The following is a 19379-nucleotide window of genomic DNA, read 5'->3' as shown; positions in this document are numbered from 1 at the left end:
CGCCGGGCGAAGCCGCCTGGCTGCGGGTGGCTTCGCCGCTATTTCCTGCTGATCCGTAACGACCATTTGCCCGTTGTGGTCAGGACCAGGTCGCCCGGTTCAGGTAGGCCGAAAGGTCTGACAGTGCGTTAATTGCGGCAATTTTATCCGCGACCGCCGAAGCCGTTGTCCAGGGGTAGGAAAGCTCCGTTACCTGGCGATAGACCGCATCTACCAGGGCCAGTGGCAGAATCTCCATCTGCTCTATCTTTATCTTCAGGCGTTGCGTTAACGCCCCGTTTTCAGAACCGGAAAACCGCCATTCATAGGTTCCCCATCCTGCCTTCAGGCCGGTGCCTTCCTTGTCTGTCATAAACACGAGCCAGTCGCAGGTCAGAAGGCTGGCGCTTTGATCAACGCTATCTTCCAGGCAAAAGGTATAGACGTTCTCGAAGGTCTTGCCGAAGTTCGACACCAGGGTTTCACTGATCGCCTGACGGCCCTCGACATGAGCAGGGAACTCGATATTACTGGTGAGTAGTTCCATCTCCAGCACAGCGTCTGCCTCAAAGGCGTGCTGCATATGCCAGGGCCGGTTGGTGTCTTTGGCCAGGATGTAATTACTAATCAACTGCTTGAAGGTTTCATTTAACATTAGCAGGCCGTCTATCCTAATACATTAAACTCAGCATTTATGGGCGCCGTGGCATTTTTCCCAGAATGAGCCTGGGCCTCAGATGCCGACTGGCGTTACTTCCGAAACATCCCCGAAAAGCCACCACCGGCCAGGGCTCCCACATCGGCCAGTGCCAGGTAGGGGCTGACGCCTCGTTTGTCAGTGGCAAGGTATCTGGGCTCCCAGACCGGGTCAAATTTCTCCTTGAACTTGTGCAGGCCTTCAAAGTTATAGAAACGTTTACCGCGCTTATAGATCAGCATGCCGAAGCGGTCCCAGAGCGGGGCTGAGGCTCTTTCGGTCAGGCCGGATAGGGGCGCCATGCCGAGGCTGAACCAGGCGTAACCGCGTTCTTTCAAGGCCAGCATCAGCTCTATGAACAGATAATCCATGGTGCTGCTGTCGGCGCTGTTGCGGTGGCGCATCAGATCGATGGTCGCGGTGTGGTGGGTGTCGGTTGTCAGTACATTGGCGAAAGCGCAGATCTCACCGTTTTGGCGCACTAGTGCCAGTGGGCTCCGTTTGAGGTAATCGCGGTCGAAGAATCCCAGCGAGAAGCCTTTTTCACGCACGCCCTTATCGGTGAGCCACTCATCAGAGATCGTCTTAAGCTCATCCAGCAGGCTGTCGGTATGAGGAGTGGCGAGGAGTTCGAAACTCAGGCCATCCCTCTTGGCGCGGTTATGTGCCTGGCGCAGCCGGGCTCTGCGGCTGCCCTCCAGTGCAAAGCCCGGCAGGTCTACCAGAGCCTCTTCGCCGAGCTTTAACAGCGCAAAGTTCGCGTCGATATAGTGGTGAATATTGGTTTTATGGACCTGATAAAAGGTGGCGTGCCCCTGATCGCGGGAGGCCTGAGTTTTGAAGTCCCAGATAAGATCGACCAGATTCTGCTCGTTGCTGGCCACCGGATCGCCCATCGACACCCGGGTTTTGCCGCGTACGCCGAACATCACGAATGCCTGGCCGTTCTCGGAGAACATCAACGGCTTGTCTCGGGTGAGCGCAAAGTTGGCGTCTGGGTTGTTTTGGCCATTAATGATGGCGGTGGCTTTTTCCGGGTCGGCAGGCGCTTATAGCGTGGCGCGCGGATCGCGATAAACAGGCCGAAGACCAGCAGTGAAGACGCGTAATGGCGCAGCCAGGCAATCAACGGCTTGTGCGAGCTCTCGTCTGGAATCAAACCGATCTCCGCGAAGTAAATTTCCGCTCATCGTGCATTCAAATGCTTGCAATCTGCTTAAGGCGCTAAGTCCGGGGCTTGCTGTCGGGCTGATTTTAGTCGCCGTTGCACGGGATTTAACCTGTCAGAGCCCAAGCGTGCTTTGTTATATCTGTAATACAACGTATCGGAAGAGTGAATATCTGCAAACGGCGCGCAGGTCATAGGCGATCAGTGCCAGGCACTTAGCGTCTTCTCGAGACCGCTTTTGCCGTTTTGTGATAATCCCGCTCCCGCATTTCCCTAGGATGGAGTGAAGCTCACTTATCCGTCAGAGGAAATGCCATGACCGCCTGCTGCTCTACCGAGTCTTTCAAAGCTGAAACCTCCCCCGGCGTTATCGCCACCCATCCGCTGGATCCACTCTCGGTCGAAGAGTTGGCGCTGGCCGCCAGCCTGCTGAAAGAGCAGAAGTCACTTTCCAACGCCTGCCGCTTTCCCTATCTGCAGCTGCAGGAGCCGCCGAAAGAGGAGGTGCTGGCGCACGAGCCGGGCAAGACGTTCTCCCGCCGGGCGTTTGCGCTGGTGCTGGATAAGGACAGCGGCGAGATGGCCGAGGCGGTGGTTGATCTGGTGCATGAAGAGGTGGTCCAGTGGACGGAGCTTGACCCGGCAGTATCCGGCCAGGCGCCGATCATGATGGAGGAGTTTTTCACCTGCGTTGAAATCGTGCAGAAAGATCCCGCCTGGCGGGCGGCAGTGAAGCGCCGCGGTTTGACCGACGAGGATATTGAGAAGATTCAGATCGATCCCTGGTCCTTTGGCTACTTCGGCGATGATCCCAAGTACAAAGGTAAGCGCCTGATGCGTGGTGTGGCGTTCTATCGTGATGAGATGGTCGATAACGGCTATGCCCATCCGATTGAGGGGCTGGTGGCGATCATCGATCTTAATGAGGAACGGGTGCTTGAGTTGCTCGACGACGGCCGCGATACGCCGATCCCCAAGACCAAGCGCAACTACGATACGCCCTCGCTGGGTGAGCCGCGTAAGGATCTCAAGCCTCTGCATATCGTGCAGCCGGAAGGGGTCAGCTTTGAGGTCGATGGCTGGCAGGTTAAGTGGCAGAACTGGGAGTTTCGTGTCGGCTTTACGCCCCGCGAAGGGCTGGTACTGAATCAGCTGGGCTACAACGACAAAGGTAAAACCCGCCCGATCATCTATCGGGCCAGTGTCAGCGATATGGCGGTGCCATACTCCGATACGGCCTTGAACCACTACTGGAAATGCGCCTTCGATGGCAGCGAATACGGTCTGGGGCGCCTCGCCAACCAACTGGAGCTCGGTTGCGACTGCCTGGGAGCGATACGCTACTTTGATATCCCAGCCGTGGATGACAAGGGCGAGCCGTTCCTGATGAAGAATGCCGTCTGCATGCATGAAGAGGATTATGGCACCCTGTGGAAGCACTACGAGTTCCGCACCGGGGTGTTTGAGGTGCGCCGCTCCCGCCGGCTGGTTATTTCCTTCTTCTGTACCGTCGGCAACTACGACTACGGCTTTTACTGGTACCTCTACCAGGACGGCACGATTCAGCTTGAAACCAAGCTCACCGGTATTATCCAGACCGCCGGCATGGTGCCTGGCACTCGGCCGGAAAGCGGTGGTGGGCTGGTTACTCCAGAGATTTACGGCCCGACCCATCAGCACTTCTTCAGCGCACGCCTGCATATGATGCTCGATGGCGAACAGAACAGCGTGATGGAGACCAACTTCAGCCCCTTGGAGCAGGGCGAGGCGAACCCCTGGGGCAGCGCGTTCAAGACCGAAGCTGCACTTCTCAAGACCGAGCAGGAAGCCGCCAGGCAGGCGAACGGTCAGACCGGCCGCTTCTGGAAGGTGATCAACCCGAATGTGAAAAACGAGGTGGGCAACCCCACCGGCTACAAACTGGTGGCCGAGCATAACCCTGCGCTGCTGGCGCAGCCCGACAGCTACATTGGCCGACGCGCCGGTTTCGCCCGCAACCATGTCTGGGTAACGCCCTATGATCCGAACGAGCTTTATGGCACCGGTAAATACACCAACCAGCATCCGGGCGATGGATTACCGAAGTACATCCAGCAGAACCGCAGCGTCGAGAACACCGATATCGTGCTCTGGCACACTTATGGTCACACCCATGTCTGCAAGCCGGAGGACTTCCCGATCATGCCGGTTGAGTATGTGGGCTTCACGCTGAAACCGAACAACTTCTTTAACGCCAACCCGGCCATGGATCTGCCTGCCAGCAAGGACAGCGGCAGCGTCAATGCGCATGAGGAGGAAAAAGGATCCGGTAGCTGCTGTAGCTGATCCGTTGGTTAATCTGTAGGAGAAGAGCCGATGATGAATCTGCCGCTCTGGTTGATGTTGCTGGATCTGCTGGCGTCGTCACTGGTTGTGCTGGGCTTGCTGCGATGGAGCAGCAGGCTCGGCCTGGCCCGGGCGCCGATGCTCACAGGGAGCCTTGTGTTTCTGCTGGGGATGCTGCCCTGGGGCGATCAGCTGGCGCGCTTCTCCATCTGGCTGCACAGCCTGCAGAGTGTGGCGGTGCACCATCTGGCGCCGATGCTCTGGATGCTGGCGTTTACCAATGCGAGCGGCAGGGGGGATGCGCGGGAAACCGGCTCGGCGCCGGTTTTAGCCATCGCGCTGTTGCTGGCGTTCGCGCTGCTGTCCTGGATCTGGATGTTACCTGCTCTGCATACGCCGCTGATGCACGATGCTGGGCTCTATATGGCGATGCGCTGGGCCATGGCGCTGAGCGGGCTGACGATGTTGGTTGCTGTCTGGAAAACGAGAGCTGCTTCGCAGACGAGAGAAGCTGCCGGATATCGTTTGGGAGCCTGGATCAACCTGTCCATGTCCGGGCCGATGCTGGCCTGGGGCGTAATGATGCTGGCGGTTCCCGAACTTTACCTTCAGGCCCATACGACGATGGACCACGGTATGATGATGGCAGCCCTGCCTGAGTTTCTCAGCCTGCCGATGGCGCTGGATCAGCGGCTTGGGGGAATCATCTTTCTGCTGTTCGGGCTTGCCTGCCTCGGGCTCGCTTATCGTCCGGCACTGCTGCGTGTTGCCGAGGGTGTTTCACCGAAAAGGCGCCGGTACTCCTGGCCGAAATAACCCAGGTGGAAAAATCCCCAGTTGGCCGCCACCGAGGTGATCGGCAGCTCGCTGGTCAAAAGCTGGCGGCGTGCGGCATTGAGCTTTACCGAGCGCAGGTATTTGCTCGGTGAAGTGCCGGTCACTTTTTCAAAGCTGTAATTCAAAGAGCGTCGCGGAATATCCAGTTGTCTGCACAGTTGCAAAATGCTGGCCGTGGCGCCTTCCTCTGAAGTCACGTAGGCGTGGCTGGCGTTGACTATATGATGGTGGTAGTTCCCCAGCGGCTGGGGAGTGCCCTGTTCAAGCGCCTGGTCGTAAAGCTCCAGTGCCAGCAGCAATAGTCGGTCACGAATGCCGCACTCCAGGCTGGCGGTGGAGCGGGGGCAGGCGCCCTGGTTACAGCCGTCCGTTCCGGTTGTCAGTGCTTCGATCTCCTGCAGGTGCGACAGCATCTTGCTGCGCGCACTTGCCAGTTGATGCGGCGTAAGACTGGCGCCCTGGCTGCGGCGTGAACTGCGCAGCAGCTCGAGATCCTCTGCGCTCAGGGTCGACTCCATGTAAGCCTGGTCCAGAGCGATCACCGTGTAGTCAGTCTCCGGCGGTGCGACGAAAAAGAAATCCTGGTCGAAGGGCAGCAGCGTGAGTCCATCGGACAGCACACAGCGTGCCTGATCCGAGGTTTTACGGGCATCGAGCCTTAACGGAATCAGCAAGCCGTACTGTCCGGCGGGGGTATGGGTGTGCTGGGCTACACCGCAGTTCATCCTCTCGCGGAACAGGCGTACCGGCCCGATGCGAACATCATTCAGATAGCCCTCGAAACGCCCTTCGGTGACCTGATCGTATTCCTGAGGCCAGTGGGTCAGCGAGCTGGCGTGTTGGTTTACCTCGTTGAAGGTTGCAGTGCATATGTACATCCCGAGCACACTCCGGTTGCCGTGGACTGAAAAACGGTGCAGTGAAGGTGGCTAGCAAGATGCGGGCCCGGAAATATGTGCTTTGGATCTAAGTTTCGCCTGAAGACTGTGCACCCGCGTTGCTTTTTATAAGAATCTGCACCGTTTTGTATTCGCTGAGGATGTAGCAGATAGCTAGCCGAGCTAACGGCTTCGTGTAGAAGAGAGAAGCTTCCCTTTAAAGCGGTTGATGGGCGCGCACACGTTCCTTGAATTCAGTAGGGGTCAGCCCCGTATGTTTACGGAAGAAGCGGGAAAAGTATGCCGCATCGTCATAACCGAGAGAGTAGGCTACCTGCTGGACAGTCATCGTTGAATACGCCAGGTCGCGCTGGGCGGCGTGTATCAGGCGCGCATTGATCACATGCAAGGGCGACTGTCCGAGTACCTCCTGGCAGATACGCCTTAACTGGCCTGCCGTAATCCCCAACCGCTCGGCATATTCTTCTACGGTTTTCAGTGACCCCAGGTTGTTGTTCAACAGGGTACGGAAGCGTTCTACCTGCTCGGCCTTGCGTGAACCCTGAACCGGGTGGAGCGCATGTTGGGAATGGACCATCCGGCGCACTTGTACCAGCAGTGAGACCAGCAGCGTGTTGGCGGCGCTCAGCTCCATCTCGGTTGTGCTGAGAGTCTCCTGCTCGATAAGTTCAAACAGAGTCGACAGCGTTTTGTGCATGCGCCGATTGCTGGGGAGGGAGGTGACCAGCGGCTTTTCAAACAGATCGCCGAGAATGGGTGCTGCCGTGGCGATCACCGATTCCAGGGGCCTCTGGGCAGCGGTAACCACAGAGCCATCTATCCCGGCGCCCATCTCGAAACCATGTACGGTCTGCGCGGGTATCAGAATAAAGCAGGGGGCCTTGAACTCGATACGGGTTCCGTCCAGATGCACTACCCCCCCTTTCTCCTGCACATAAAGCAGCTGCACCAGTGATTCATGCTGGTGGGGGTCTATCTTCCACTCGTAATGCCGGGCGCGCCGGGAGATCGGTTCGTAATGGAGTGACTCGAACCAGCGCTGCTCGGGTGTTTCTCCGTACAGGGCATAGCTTGGAATGCTGCTCATTGGACTGCTCTACCAAAAGCGGATGCACGAAATGTCCTATCAGTGGCCTGTTTTGTCAATTCGGATCCGGGGGCGTTTTAATTATTCTTCATTTCAACAACGCAACCGTTAAATCGGTGTGTTGATATTTCGAAGCCTAATATAAATATAATTTTAGTAAAGGTTTTCTATGAATAATAAGAAGAAACTTGCCGCTTTTATAGCAGTTGCAGGTTTGTCGATCGCCCATACTGTTAATGCTGCCGATGTAAATCTGAGATTTGCGCATTTCTGGCCAGCAAACTCCGGGATCGCTCAAACGCTGGCGTCCTGGGGAGAAACAGTAGAAGCCGAGTCCAACGGACGTATCAGTGTAGACATCTACCCTTCTCAAACGCTTGCGAAAGCGAACCAGACCTATGACTCCGTTGTGCAGGGTATCGCTGATGTAGGCGCAATCATTCAGGGATACACCGCAAACCGCTTTCCTCTTTCCCAGATCGTAGAGCTTCCGGGCATCGTTACCAAGGGCGTTCAGGGCTCTTGTGTACTGCAGAAACTTTACGATGAGGGTTCGCTGGATTCCGAGTACCGCGATGCTCATGTGCTCTTCATGTTTACTCATGGTCCGGGTCATATTCACACCAACGGCAAGGCAGTCGAAAAGCCCGAAGATATGGCGGGGCTGATGATTCGCCGTCCAACGGTTGTCGTCGGTGAGATACTTGAAGGCCTGGGTGGCCAGCCGGTGGGTCTGGCAGCGCCAGATATGTACGGGGCGATGCAGCGCGGCATTATCAATGGCGTGACCCTGCCCTGGGAAGCGATGGCTTCGTTTCGACTCAACGAACTGGCCGATCACCATACGCAGGTAGGGCTTTATTCCCTGGCTTTCGTGGTCACCATGAACAAGAACACCTATAACCGCATGCCCGATGATCTTAAAAAGGTGATTGATGACAACACCGGCATGCGCTGGGCGGAGCGCCTGGGTAAAGCCTATGACGACCTGGATATGGTTGGCGTCAAGCAGGCAGAGGAAATGGGGCATACCATCACGGTGATTGAAAACGGCGCTGAAAATCCCGCGTGGAAGCCGGCGCTTGATCGTATAACCGAAGACTATATAGGAGAGCTTTCTCAGAAAGGTCTGCCTGCGGAAGAGGTCTTTGGACGAGCTAAGACACTGTCAGAATCCTGTCAGTCATTATCGGTAGCCAGCAGCTGATATCGGTTTGCTGGCGGCGTTCGCAGATGGGGAGGATCCCTTGGTCCGGGGATATAAAACCTCACCTTTTCCGGTAGCCATTGGATCATAGGAACTCTTTGCTTTTAGAAGCGATTGCTTCTTGGAACAAATGGGATCCTAGAAAAAGGTTACCGGCTTTTTCCATTCTATAAATGGCTTTTTAAAAGCTACGGGTAAGTTTTGCCTGGAAGAAGGCCAAGTGCTTTAAGACCGCGCTATTAACGCGTTTTAATTTTGAGGTAAATAAAAATGTCGGCTGTTTTAAAAACTGATGATTGGCTTGGTATGTCAGGTCATAAATATGTCGTTACCGGTGCCGGCAGCGGTATTGGATATGCAATTGCTGAAACCATGATAAATGCAGGGGCTAAGGTCGCACTGCTGGATCGGAATACGGCCGGTGCGGAAACGCTGCGACAGGTTCATGCCGGTTCAGCCCTGGAGCCAGCAGTGCATGAATGCGATATCTCCGATGAACAAAGCGTAGCCGCAGCTGCGCAGGCGGTTCAGGAGCGTTTCGGCTCGATTGATGGGCTGGTTAACTGCGCAGGCATGCTGCGCGCGGCCTCGATCAAAGAGGTGGCGCTGGAAGAGTGGGATCGTGTTTTACGTACCAACCTGACCGGTTACATGCTGTGCAGCCGTCAGTTTGCCGAGCTGATGACCGAAGGCGGCTCGCTGGTTCATATCGCGTCCGTCGCGGCGCACCACCCCCAAACCTACAGCGGTGCTTACAGTGCCAGTAAGGCGGGTATCACTCTGCTTTCACGCCAGATAGCCGCGGAATACGGCCCAGCGGGAATCCGCAGCAACGTGGTTTGTCCGGGCATGATTCGCACTGCGCTGTCCGAGCCCTTCTATCAGGAACCCGGTATCAAAGAGCAACGTGAGGCGATGACCGCCAGCCGTCGAATCGGCGCGCCCGCGGATATTGCCAATGCAGTTAGCTTCCTTCTCAGCGAACGAGCCGCTTACATCAACGGCGCAGAATTGACTGTCGACGGTGGCATGGAGGTGATGTTGATGGACCTGATTCCTCGACCCGGTTTTTCGGCTCGGCAGCAGGGCTGAGAGCCAGCCAGGCAGATCAACTTAAAGCGGGAGAATAAAAAATGACTACTGAAAAACTGAGCTGCGACCTGGTGGTCGTTGGCTCCGGCGCCGGCGGTTTGTCCACGGCAGTGACGGCAAAGAAGAACGGTCTGAATGTGATCGTTCTGGAAAAGGACGAGGTGTTCGGCGGGACTACGGCTTTTTCCGGCGGTGTGCTGTGGATTCCGGGCAACCACCATGGTCGGGCGCAGAACCCGAACGATACCCGTGATGCAGCAGTGGAGTATATCCGCAACGAAGCCGGAAGCTATTTCAACACTGAAGGCGTCAATGCGTTTCTCGATAAAGGCCCGGAGATGGTGGACTTTTTCGAGCGTGAGACGGCAGTGAAGTTTATTCCCACACTGTATCCCGATTACCACCCGACGCTTGGTGGCGGTGTCGATATCGGCCGCTCTATATTGGCGGCGCCATTCGATATCCGTCAGCTCGGTAAGGACATCAAACGGATGCGTCCGCCGCTGAAGACGATCACCTTCATCGGCATGATGTTCAACTCATCCAACGCCGATCTGAAGCACTTCTTTAATGCCACCAAGTCGCTGAGCTCTTTTTTGTATGTCTGCAAACGTCTGGCTATCCACATGAAGGAGCTGGCGCGATACGGTCGTGGCGTAAATGTGACCAGCGGTAATGCGTTGGCCTCTAGCCTGGCCAAGAGCGCACTGGATCTGAATATTCCGATCCATACCTCGGCACCAGCCAGGGAGCTGATCCAGGAGCAGGGCCGTGTAACGGGCGTAAGGACGGTGATCGATGGTCGCGAGGTGGTGATCGAGGCGGCCAAGGGTGTGGTGCTGGCGTGTGGCGGTTTTGCCCATGATGTGAAGCGTATCGCTGAGGCCTACCCGCACCTGAAGCGCGGTGGTGAGCACCACTCGCCGGTGCCGGAGAGCAACACAGGCGATGGTATTGCCCTGGCAGAGCAGATCGGCGTGGCGGTGAAATGCGAGTTCAAGGATACCTCTGCCTGGATGCCCACATCGCTTGTGCCGAACAAAGATGGCAGCTTCGGCAAGTTTCCCCACCTGCTGGACCGCTACAAGCCCGGTGTGATCGGCGTCTCGCCACTGGGTAAACGTTTCTGTAACGAGTCCGAGTCCTACCACGATGTGGGCTCTTCGATGATCGAAGCCTGCTCCAAGAGTGCCAAGACCTACATGTGGCTGATCTGCGATCAGACCTGTCTGAGCAAATACGGTCTGGGCTTTGTGAAGCCTGCTCCGATGCCGATTGGCAGTTTCCTGCGTAACGGTTACCTGAAACGTGGCAAGACCCTCAAGGAGCTGGCCGAGGTGATCGGCGTGGATGCCTATCAGCTGAGCCGCACCGTGGAAGAGTATAACCAGGGCGCTGTTGCCGGTGAGGACCGTCAGTTCGGTCGCGGTACCACCGCCTTCAACCGCTATCTTGCCGATCCCGAGAACAAGCCAAACCCCTGTGTGGCTCCGCTGCAGAAGGGCCCGTATTACGCCGTCAAAGTCTTCGTGGGTGATCTGGGTACCTTTGATGGTATCGATACCGATGTGTACGGACAGGTGCTCGATGCCGAAGGGCAGGGTGTCGAAGGGCTTTACGCCGTGGGCAACGATCGCCGCAGCATCATGGGTGGGGCTTATCCGGGTGCTGGTATCACACTCGGCCCGATCATGACGTTCGGCTACATAACGGGGCGTCGGGTGGCCGGTATCGACGACAGTCTCGAACTGTCGGAGCCCAAGTCCGAGACTCAGGCTCATTCACTGATGGAGGAAGCTGCTCATGGCCGTCAAGCCGCTGGTTGATTACCGGGTGTATACCATTGCACCGCGCAAAATGGGTGAGTTTGTCGATGTATTTAACCGTCTGGCGATGCCGATTCTGAAGGAAACGCTGGGCACGCCGCTGGGCTTTTACACCACGCTGGTGGGTAAGCAGAGCCAGTTCGTACACCTCTGGGGCTATGACTCCCTGGAGGACTACGAGCGCCGAAGTGCCGCGCGGGATGCGCACCCGGAGTTTCCCGCTTACCTGGCTGCTTCGGCGCACCTGATCGTTTCCCAGGAAACCAGCCTGATTAAAGGGATCGACGCCCTGAACGAGTGGGTGGAGTCATGAATCGGAAGGTGGCCCTGGTCACCGGCGCGGCACGGGGGATAGGGCTGGCAACGGCCCGTACCCTGGCGGCTGAAAACTATTCAGTGGCTCTGGTCGATCTGGATGGTGACCTGGCCTGTGAAAAGGCCCGCGAAATGGCCGGTCAATTAGCTGGCGGCCATTCGGGCTATGCGCTTGATGTGTGCGATACCGATCAGGTGGTTGAGCTGGTAGAGCGAATAGAGCGCGACCAGGGGCCGATTACGGCACTGGTCAATAACGCTGGCGTAGCAGATCAGCCGGTATGCACTCTGGAGCAGCAGTCCGCACCTTTCTTGCAGCTCCTTGAGGTCCACCTCGGAGGCACTTTTGAGCTTAGCAGAGCCTGTGTGGCGCGGATGCTGGCCCGGGGTGGCGGAACGATTGTGAACCTCAGCTCCATCGCCGGGTTTGGCGGTATTCCGGGGCGTAACGCCTACAGCGCCGCTAAGGCAGGGATCAGCGCGATGACCCGCAGCATGGCATGCGAATGGGCGAGGCGAGGCATCCGCGTCAATGCGGTTGCACCGGGATATGTATCAACTGAACTGGTGAAGGGGTTGGCTGGCGCCGGTGCGCTCGATGACCACGCACTCAGGCGGCGGACACCGATGGGGCGCCTGGCAGAGCCTTGTGAGATTGCTGAAGCGATCGCCTTCCTGCTTTCGGACAAGGCCAGTTATATCACCGGTACCACCTTGCATGTGGATGGTGGCTGGCTGGCGCTAGGCGCACCTGAAACGGCGCTTCCCGACATCTGACTGGCAACGCAAAACTCAACAAACCCCTCGTAATAACAATAAGTAAGAGGATTTTTTATGCTTGGAATCAGCATCTTCAACGGTCTGGTTTACGGGTCGTTACTGATCATCTGCGCCTCTGGGCTGGCGATGATCTATGGTTTGCGCCGCGTGGTGAACTTCGCTCATGGTGCGCTCTACATGCTGGGTGCCTATATCGGCTACACCCTCAGCCTTTACCTCAATATCTGGTTTGCACTCCTGCTGGCGCCGCTGGCGATGGGGATGATCGGCGTCCTGCTCGACAAGGCGGTGTTTCGCCCGCTTCAGGAGCGCGACCCTCTTTCCGTTCTGCTGGTGACCTTTGGTCTACTGCTGGTGATAGAAGATCTGGTCCGGGCTTTTTGGGGCCGTGGCAGCCTGTCGATCGAAGTGCCGGCGTTGCTGGCTGACAGCATCGAATTGTTCGGAAACCCGACTCCCCTGTACCGCTTGGCAGTGATCGGTCTGGGTGTTGGTTCCATGGTACTTATCTGGGCCTGGCTGCGCTTTTCCCGCACGGGTCTTTACGTCCGGGCGGCCAGTACCGATCCACTGACGACCGCCATGATGGGCGTGAATACAGAGCGGGTAAACGCGCTGGTGGTCGGTGTCGGAACGGCACTGGCGGGTCTTGCCGGTGTGGCGGCGGCGCCGATGCTATCGCTGGCGCCAAGCATGGGCGCTGATGTGTTGGTGGACTCCTTCGTAGTGGTGGTCATCGGTGGATTGGGTAGCCTGGGCGGTGCGCTGATTTCCGCGATTCTTCTCGGTCAGGTGCAGTCGTTCGGCACCATCTACCTGCCAGGCCTGTCCGCTGTGCTGCCGTTCCTGATGATGATAGCGATTCTGATCTGGCGCCCGTCCGGGCTGGCCGGTAACCGCGTGTAAGCCCACGAGGATATTCCCGATGCTGCATTTTAAATATCTGCTTTGGCTGGCAGTGGGTGTACTGCTGCCTCAACTGGTGGGTTCGGCGACCCTGATGTCCCTGCTGACCCAGTCTCTTATCTACGCGCTGTTTGCGCTGGGAGTGGGCATTCTGCTGCGCCAGTGTGGGCTGGTGAGCTTTGGTCACGCGGCGTTCTTTGGGATCTCCGGCTACTCGGTGGCGCTGCTAATGCGTGACCTCGAGCTGGGAGCGGCCAGTGCGATTGTCCTGACGCTGGTAGCACTGGCGATAGTGGCTTTCTTGCTGGGGCTAGTGGTTTCACGTATCCCCGGGATCGCTTTCGGCATGCTGACACTGGCCATAGGTCAGACGGTTTACCTGTCTGCATTGAAGTCGCGGGAAACCCTGGGCGGTGCGGATGGCCTCAATATCAACTGGCCGTCGAGTATTTTCGGTCTTGATGTGCGCCTGTTCTACGACCCGGCCAGCATGTTCGTCATCAGCTGGGTGGTGATGCTGGTAACCATCTACCTGCTGGACCGTCTGTTCCGTTCTCGCTTCGGCAGTATCACCAGTGCGATCCGCGACAATGAAGAGCGTGCCCGCTTTATCGGTCTGCACGTGATGCTCCCCAAGGCCGTGGTCTATGCGCTTTCGGCGGTGGTATCGGGGCTCGCAGGTGTTCTCTCGGCTATCTACACCGGCTTCATTTCACCGGAAACCCTGCACTGGAGTGTGTCCGGTACGGCGCTGATCATGACGATCCTGGGTGGAGTGCGTTACCTCTGGGGGCCGATTCTTGGCGCGATCTTCTACTTCTTCGTGAAAGAGTACGTGGGCGAGCTCACCGACTACTGGATGGCAATGCTCGGTGCGGTCGTGATCTTCATCGTGGTGTTTGCACCCAACGGTGTTTCCGGTCTGCTGATGCAGCTGCAGGAGCGCCGTCAGAAACGTAAACAGGATGTGATTGTTCGTCGCATGGAGGTGCGCTCATGATTCAGGTTCCATTTTTCTCTGTGCGCGACCTGGTCGTCGACTACGGCGGTGTACGTGCCATAGACGGTGTCCATCTGGAGATCAACAAGGGTGAAATTCGAGGCCTTATTGGTCCCAACGGTGCCGGAAAATCCACCTTTATCGATGCAGTTACCGGGCGACGTATTCCCACCGCCGGGCAGGTTCAGCTCGGTGGTGAGGATATTACTCAACTGGCGGTGGTCGCGCGTCGCATGCGCGGAGTTTCCCGCTCATTTCAGCGCACCAGCATCTTTCATGACATGAATGTCCTGGAACAGGTCTTCCTGGCCTCCCATCAGGCGCAGGCAAAAGACCCCGAGCGTGATGCTGTCGCGATTCTTGAGGAGCTGGATCTGTTGCAGTACGCCGACTGGCGCGCGGGTGACCTGGGTTATGGCCAGCAGCGCCGGCTGGATCTTGCGCTGGCGCTGGTGGGATCCCCATCAGTGTTGTTGCTGGATGAGCCGATGGCGGGCCTGACCGTTACCGAATCCCGTGATCTGGCACAGCACCTCAAGCGCCTGGCCCGCGAGCGCAACGTAACCGTGCTGCTGGTGGAGCATGACATGGAGGTGGTGTTCGGTATCAGTGACCGGGTAACGGTGCTGGAGCTGGGTAAACCCCTGGCGGAGGGAACGCCCGACGAAATTCGCGCCAATCCAAAAGTCCGTGAAGCCTACCTGGGGAGTGCCGCATGAATACTTTGCTTTCGTTCGACAAGGTCAACGCCTATTACGGCAATGCACATATCCTGCACGACTTCTCTATTGACGTGAAGGAGGGGGAAAGTCTCGCTCTGATAGGTCGTAACGGCGTGGGCAAGACCACCTTCGTCAACGCCCTGCTGGGGCAAGCGAAAGTGCGCAGCGGCTCGATCCGTCTTGGCCGGAAAGAAAGTGCCCGCTGGCATCCCTATATGCCGGCGAAAGAGGGGGTGATGGTGGTGCCCCAGGGGCGTTGCATCATCGCCAACCTGAGCGTAGAGGAAAACCTGCTGCTGGGAGCAGCGACAGGGCGCAAAGGCTATTGGACGGTGCCGAAAATCTACGGGCTCTTCCCGATCCTGAGGGAACGAGCGCACACGCCGGGAACCGCGTTGTCGGGTGGTCAGCAGCAGATGCTGGCGATCGGACGGGCGCTGATGGGTAACCCGACGCTGATGATCCTTGATGAGCCCACTGAAGGTTTGGCGCCGGTCATCGTCGACCAGCTTGGGGACATCATCCGTCAGGTCAACGAGCAGGGCACCACGATCCTGCTGATCGAACAGAACCTGCATCTGGTGGCACGGGTTTCCCGGCGCTACCTGGCGGTGGAAAAGGGCAGCGTGATCGCCGAGGGGATAGTTGACCCTGAACAGATTGAACAGCTGCAACAGTTTGTCGTTGTCTGACTTGGCCTGAGTTAACTCCCGGTCCGAAGAAGGCGCAGCGGCAGGTGCCTGAAATGACTGCCGCAAACAATAAATCTAATAAGCGAGGTTCGAATGAAAAAACGTGAACTACTCAAGGCGATCGCGCTAACTACCGGCATCAGCCTGCTTTCTCCGCTGGTTGCGGCAAGCGAGAAGGATCCGGTGCGTATCGGCGCAGTCTCGTCAATGTCCGGCGTGTTCGAGCAGCAGGGGCAGGAGGTGTTGCGAGCGATCGAGTTTGCGGTGGAAGAGGCCAATGCCAAGGGTGGTGTTGATGGCCGCGAAGTGGCAATTGAGGTCGCCGACGATGAGAGTACGCCGGACGGTGCCCGTCGTTCCGCCGAAAAGCTGGCCCGTGAGGGGCATAACCTGCTGATCGGGCCGATATCATCTTCGATCTCCATGACCCTGTCTCAGAACCTGGATCGCTGGGATGCCATGTACGTAGTGGTTGCCAGCAAGCTGGATGCACTGACCGGCAAGTCCTGCCATGCCCGCATGTTCCGCACCAACCATAACGACGTTATGGATCTGGCGATGATGAAGGAGTGGATGAAAACCGTGGATGAGAAAAAATTCGGCATCATCGCAGCGGACTACACCTGGGGTCATGGCTCAACCGAGTTCTTTGAGAAAACAGCCAAAGAGCTGGGTAAAGAGGTGAAAGTCTCCCTGTTCGCTCCGCTGGGCACCAAGGATTTCGCCCCCTACGTTGCACAACTGCGGGATGCCGATGTTGATGCCGTCTGGGTTGCCATGGTTGGCCGTGATGCGATCTCTTTCGTCAAACAGGCTGACAGCTTTGGTCTTAATGACACTTCCCGCCTGATCGGTCACGCCCTGATATTCCAGTACCTGGTTGATGCCACCGGCGATGCCACTCATGGTGTATGGGGCAACATCGGTTATGGTGCCGATATCGATACGGAACGTAACCGCCAATTCGTCGCCGCCTGGACGGAAAAGTTCGGACGTGTGCCTACCGAGAATGAGGGACAGGCTTACAACGGCGTGCAGCTGATTTTTGAAGGTGTGAAGCTGGCTGGCAGCACAGCACCGGGCGATGTTGCCAAGGCGCTCGAAGATGCGGAATACGAATCTATTTACGGTCCTGCTTTGATGCGCGGCGCCGATCACCAGTTGCAGATACCCAACTACGTGGGCGAGGTGGCCCAGGTAGACGGCAAACTGCGTCCGGTCGTTGAGAAGACCTACCCCATTTCACTTTATTCCACACCCTCAGCTGATTGCTCGATCTGAGTATCAAGGTGCTTCGGTACCGCTCCTAAAACCTGTTCCGAAATCAGGAACTCAGTAGTAAATCCATACCAATAAAAAAAGGAAAGTTCGACGATGAAAATGTCAACGTGTTTGGCTGTAGGCACCCTATTGTCTGGCGTTAGCCTCCAGGCAGCGGCTCTTGAGCTCGGTACCTTTAATGACACTACGTTTTCAGTGGGGGGATACATCAAGGGGCAGGGCGTGATCAATGATCCCGACGATGCTGACAGCAGCTTCGACGCTACTGCGCGTCAGACCCGAATCAACTTCGGCAGCAAAAAAACGATAGAGGGACATAACGTCAGTGCCTTTATCGAGGGGGATTTTTACGGTGGTAATGCTGGTAGCACGACTTACGACTGGCGGCTGCGCCACGCTTACGTGAAAGTGGATAACCTGACCTTCGGACAAACCTGGTCTGGTCAGTTCCTCGGCAAGATGGGCAATGACATTATCGACTTTGCGAACGCTGACCGAGGTACCCTGGCCAAGGCGAATGTGCGGCCGACTCTGGTTCACTATCAGTTAGGTGGGGCGCGCTTCTCGTTCCAGGATCCCTACTATGACGATGCGGATATGCCGGATATGGCCGTTGGTTACCGCTACACAGGCGATACCGGCAATGTCGCAGGTATTCTGCTCAGCGTCCGCGAAATGGAAAACGACGACGTGACGGCGGGCGTTGGCTTTGCCGGCAAGCTGATGCTCGGTCAGGACGACCTGCGATTCAATGCTCACTACGGTGAGGGACTGGCGGCCTATACTGGGGTAGGGAAAGATGTGGAATTGGATGATGCCGTTGACCAGTTTGGTTACAACCTGGCCTATCGGCATCTCTGGTCGTCCGAGCTGCGCAGTAGCCTTCAATACACTCATGTAGAAGTGGATGATGTTGAAGAGACCGAGTACGACTCTTATCACGTCAACCTGATCTACAACTACTTGCCGAATCTGGAGTTCGGTATCGAGTGGCGAAAGTATGAGTTTACGCCGGATGCCAGAACTAATGGCCAGCAGCTGGAGGTGATGGCGAAGTACAGCTTCTAAGCAGTGTTGTACTTGTATTGAGGCCTGGCTCCCCTTCGCCAGGCCTTTTTTGCTTATAAAGTACCGCTATGGATGCGCTGATAGTGCTACTGGTCAATGCCAGGGGTGTTTCAAAAGTACAAACATAAGAATGAATCCTCCATTCTTTGGTGGGCTGAACTGTTAGAAGATCACTGTCACCCAACCAACGACAGAACAAGAGATTGCGATGAAAACTTTAAAAACTCAGGTTGCGATTATTGGTGCAGGTCCCTCCGGTTTGCTGCTTGGTCAGCTGCTGAACAAACAGGGAATCAGCAACGTCATTCTTGAGCGCGTGACTGGCGATTACGTCCTCGGCCGCATCCGTGCCGGTATCCTTGAGCAGGGTTTTGCGGATCTGGTTCGTGAAGCTGGTGTTGCCGAGCGTATGGACGCTGAAGGCCATGTTCACGAAGGTGTTGAGCTTTCCGTTAACGGCGAGCGTCATCGCATCAATCTGAAAGAACTGACCGGTGGCGATGTGGTTGTCTGCTACGGCCAGGTTGAGATCACCCGTGATCTGATGGACGCGCGTCAGGCTGCCAAGCTGGAAACCTACTACGAAGCCAGCGAAGTGCAGCCGCACGACGTGAAATCCGATACTCCATACATCACGTTCAAACACGGTGGTGAAGAGTATCGTCTGGACTGCGATTATATCGCCGGCTGCGACGGCTTCCACGGTGTTTCCCGCCAGACTATCCCGGCAGAACTGCGTACCGAACACGAGCGCGTTTACCCGTTCGGCTGGCTGGGCCTGATGGCTGATGTGCCTCCGTGCAACGAAGAGCTGATCTACGCCATGAGCGATCGCGGTTTCGCTCTGGCAAGTCAGCGCTCCCTGACCCGTTCACGCTACTACCTGCAGGTGCCGCTGACCGACAAGGTTGAAGACTGGTCCGATGAGCGTTTCTGGGATGAGCTGAAAAAGCGCCTGCCTGCTGATGTTGCTGCCAACATGCAGACCGGTCCAAGCATTGAGAAGAGCATCGCGCCGCTGCGTTCCTTCGTCTGTGAGCCGATGCAGTATGGCAACCTGTTCCTGGTCGGCGATGCCGCACACATCGTACCGCCTACCGGCGCCAAGGGCCTGAACCTGGCTGCCTCCGACGTGGCTACGCTGTACAAGATCCTGACCCGTGTTTACAAAAACGGCGATAAGGATTGCATCTCCCAGTACTCAGAGATCGCTCTGCGCCGCGTCTGGAACGGTGAGCGTTTCTCCTGGTGGATGACCAACATGATGCATGACTTCGAAGGCGAAGTGTCCAGCACCGGTATGGATCCGCTGATGCAGAAGCGTTTCATGCAGTCTGAGCTAAACTACTACCTGAACAGCGAAAACGGCCGCAAGGTGATCGCTGAACAGTACGTCGGCCTGCCTTACGAAGAGCCGAAGTAAGGGTTTGAAGCAAAGGTCTGAAGTAAAGCTTTGAAGGAAAAGCCGCTTACAGATCTATAGCAGTGCCCCCTTGAT

General features: G+C 56.8%; 19 protein-coding genes. 14 read left to right on the top strand and 5 right to left on the bottom strand.

Annotated features, from left to right (window positions below; genetic code table 11):
- Positions 1–79 precede the first annotated feature (79 nt).
- The 3 genes from C4S72_RS07855 to C4S72_RS25625 form a co-directional block, all read right to left on the bottom strand.
- Positions 80–634 (bottom strand): hypothetical protein, encoded by a 555-nt coding sequence (locus C4S72_RS07855; RefSeq protein ID WP_104002465.1) that lies wholly within the window; start codon positions 632–634, stop codon positions 80–82.
- Positions 635–729: 95 nt separating this feature from the next.
- Positions 730–1635: a phosphatidylglycerol lysyltransferase domain-containing protein gene (locus C4S72_RS07850; protein ID WP_235009070.1), complete on the bottom strand. Its 906-nt coding sequence runs from the start codon at positions 1633–1635 to the stop codon at positions 730–732.
- Positions 1635–1835: a hypothetical protein gene (locus C4S72_RS25625; RefSeq protein WP_146071877.1), complete on the bottom strand. Its 201-nt coding sequence runs from the start codon at positions 1833–1835 to the stop codon at positions 1635–1637. The genes C4S72_RS07850 and C4S72_RS25625 overlap by 1 nt, the downstream gene beginning before the upstream one ends.
- Positions 1836–2159: 324 nt before the next feature.
- On the opposite strand from C4S72_RS25625, the gene C4S72_RS07845 reads away from it, so the two are divergent.
- Together C4S72_RS07845 and C4S72_RS07840 are read left to right on the top strand one after the other, a co-directional pair.
- Positions 2160–4169: a primary-amine oxidase gene (locus tag C4S72_RS07845; protein WP_104002463.1), complete on the top strand. Its 2010-nt coding sequence runs from the start codon at positions 2160–2162 to the stop codon at positions 4167–4169.
- A gap of 30 nt (positions 4170–4199) precedes the next feature.
- Positions 4200–4985: a cytochrome c oxidase assembly protein gene (locus C4S72_RS07840; protein ID WP_104002462.1), complete on the top strand. Its 786-nt coding sequence runs from the start codon at positions 4200–4202 to the stop codon at positions 4983–4985.
- Here C4S72_RS07840 and C4S72_RS07835 read toward each other — a convergent pair.
- Both C4S72_RS07835 and C4S72_RS07830 read right to left on the bottom strand, forming a co-directional pair.
- Positions 4913–5884 carry a helix-turn-helix domain-containing protein gene (locus C4S72_RS07835; protein WP_104002461.1) on the bottom strand — a complete coding sequence of 324 codons (972 nt, stop codon included), beginning with the start codon at positions 5882–5884 and terminating at the stop codon, positions 4913–4915. The two genes, C4S72_RS07840 and C4S72_RS07835, sit on opposite strands and share 73 nt — an antisense overlap.
- A gap of 217 nt (positions 5885–6101) precedes the next feature.
- Positions 6102–6992, bottom strand: coding sequence for a helix-turn-helix domain-containing protein (locus tag C4S72_RS07830; protein ID WP_104002460.1), 891 nt, complete (start codon positions 6990–6992; stop codon positions 6102–6104).
- A 169-nt stretch (positions 6993–7161) separates the two neighbouring features.
- Between C4S72_RS07830 and C4S72_RS07825 the strand changes: the two genes are divergently transcribed.
- The 12 genes from C4S72_RS07825 (at position 7162) to pobA (ending at position 19304) form a co-directional block, all read left to right on the top strand.
- Positions 7162–8199: a TRAP transporter substrate-binding protein gene (locus C4S72_RS07825; protein ID WP_104002459.1), complete on the top strand. Its 1038-nt coding sequence runs from the start codon at positions 7162–7164 to the stop codon at positions 8197–8199.
- 306 nt (positions 8200–8505) lie between these two features.
- Positions 8506–9291 carry an SDR family NAD(P)-dependent oxidoreductase gene (locus C4S72_RS07820; RefSeq protein WP_200826692.1) on the top strand — a complete coding sequence of 262 codons (786 nt, stop codon included), beginning with the start codon at positions 8506–8508 and terminating at the stop codon, positions 9289–9291.
- A 41-nt stretch (positions 9292–9332) separates the two neighbouring features.
- Entirely contained in the window at positions 9333–11117 is a 1785-nt protein-coding gene (locus tag C4S72_RS07815; RefSeq protein ID WP_104002457.1) for an FAD-dependent oxidoreductase, read from the top strand.
- Positions 11095–11430 carry an NIPSNAP family protein gene (locus C4S72_RS07810; RefSeq protein WP_104002456.1) on the top strand — a complete coding sequence of 112 codons (336 nt, stop codon included), beginning with the start codon at positions 11095–11097 and terminating at the stop codon, positions 11428–11430. Before C4S72_RS07815 ends, C4S72_RS07810 begins: the two co-directional genes overlap by 23 nt.
- On the top strand, positions 11427–12209 hold the full coding sequence (locus C4S72_RS07805) for an SDR family NAD(P)-dependent oxidoreductase (RefSeq protein ID WP_104002455.1): 783 nt from the start codon (positions 11427–11429) through the stop codon (positions 12207–12209). The genes C4S72_RS07810 and C4S72_RS07805 overlap by 4 nt, the downstream gene beginning before the upstream one ends.
- Before the next feature lie 57 nt (positions 12210–12266).
- Complete coding sequence (locus C4S72_RS07800; RefSeq protein ID WP_104002454.1) at positions 12267–13118, top strand: branched-chain amino acid ABC transporter permease; 852 nt, start codon at positions 12267–12269, stop codon at positions 13116–13118.
- A 19-nt stretch (positions 13119–13137) separates the two neighbouring features.
- Entirely contained in the window at positions 13138–14118 is a 981-nt protein-coding gene (locus tag C4S72_RS07795) for a branched-chain amino acid ABC transporter permease (protein ID WP_104002453.1), read from the top strand.
- A complete protein-coding gene (locus C4S72_RS07790; RefSeq protein WP_104002452.1) occupies positions 14115–14837 on the top strand; it encodes an ABC transporter ATP-binding protein in 723 nt (240 codons plus the stop codon). Before C4S72_RS07795 ends, C4S72_RS07790 begins: the two co-directional genes overlap by 4 nt.
- Entirely contained in the window at positions 14834–15532 is a 699-nt protein-coding gene (locus tag C4S72_RS07785) for an ABC transporter ATP-binding protein (protein WP_104002451.1), read from the top strand. Before C4S72_RS07790 ends, C4S72_RS07785 begins: the two co-directional genes overlap by 4 nt.
- Before the next feature lie 93 nt (positions 15533–15625).
- Positions 15626–16813, top strand: a complete 1188-nt coding sequence (locus C4S72_RS07780) for an ABC transporter substrate-binding protein (protein ID WP_104002450.1) — start codon at positions 15626–15628, stop codon at positions 16811–16813.
- Positions 16814–16906: 93 nt separating this feature from the next.
- Complete coding sequence (locus C4S72_RS07775) at positions 16907–17881, top strand: porin (RefSeq protein WP_146071876.1); 975 nt, start codon at positions 16907–16909, stop codon at positions 17879–17881.
- Positions 17882–18089: 208 nt separating this feature from the next.
- Entirely contained in the window at positions 18090–19304 is a 1215-nt protein-coding gene (pobA, locus tag C4S72_RS07770; RefSeq protein ID WP_104002448.1) for a 4-hydroxybenzoate 3-monooxygenase, read from the top strand.
- The last annotated feature ends 75 nt before the right edge of the window (positions 19305–19379 follow it).

Source organism: Marinobacterium lutimaris (assembly GCF_900108065.1).
In the GTDB taxonomy this organism is placed as follows: domain Bacteria; phylum Pseudomonadota; class Gammaproteobacteria; order Pseudomonadales; family Balneatricaceae; genus Marinobacterium_D; species Marinobacterium_D lutimaris.
Note: the sequence above shows the minus strand (reverse complement) of the source record. Positions and strands in the feature narration are given on the sequence as shown.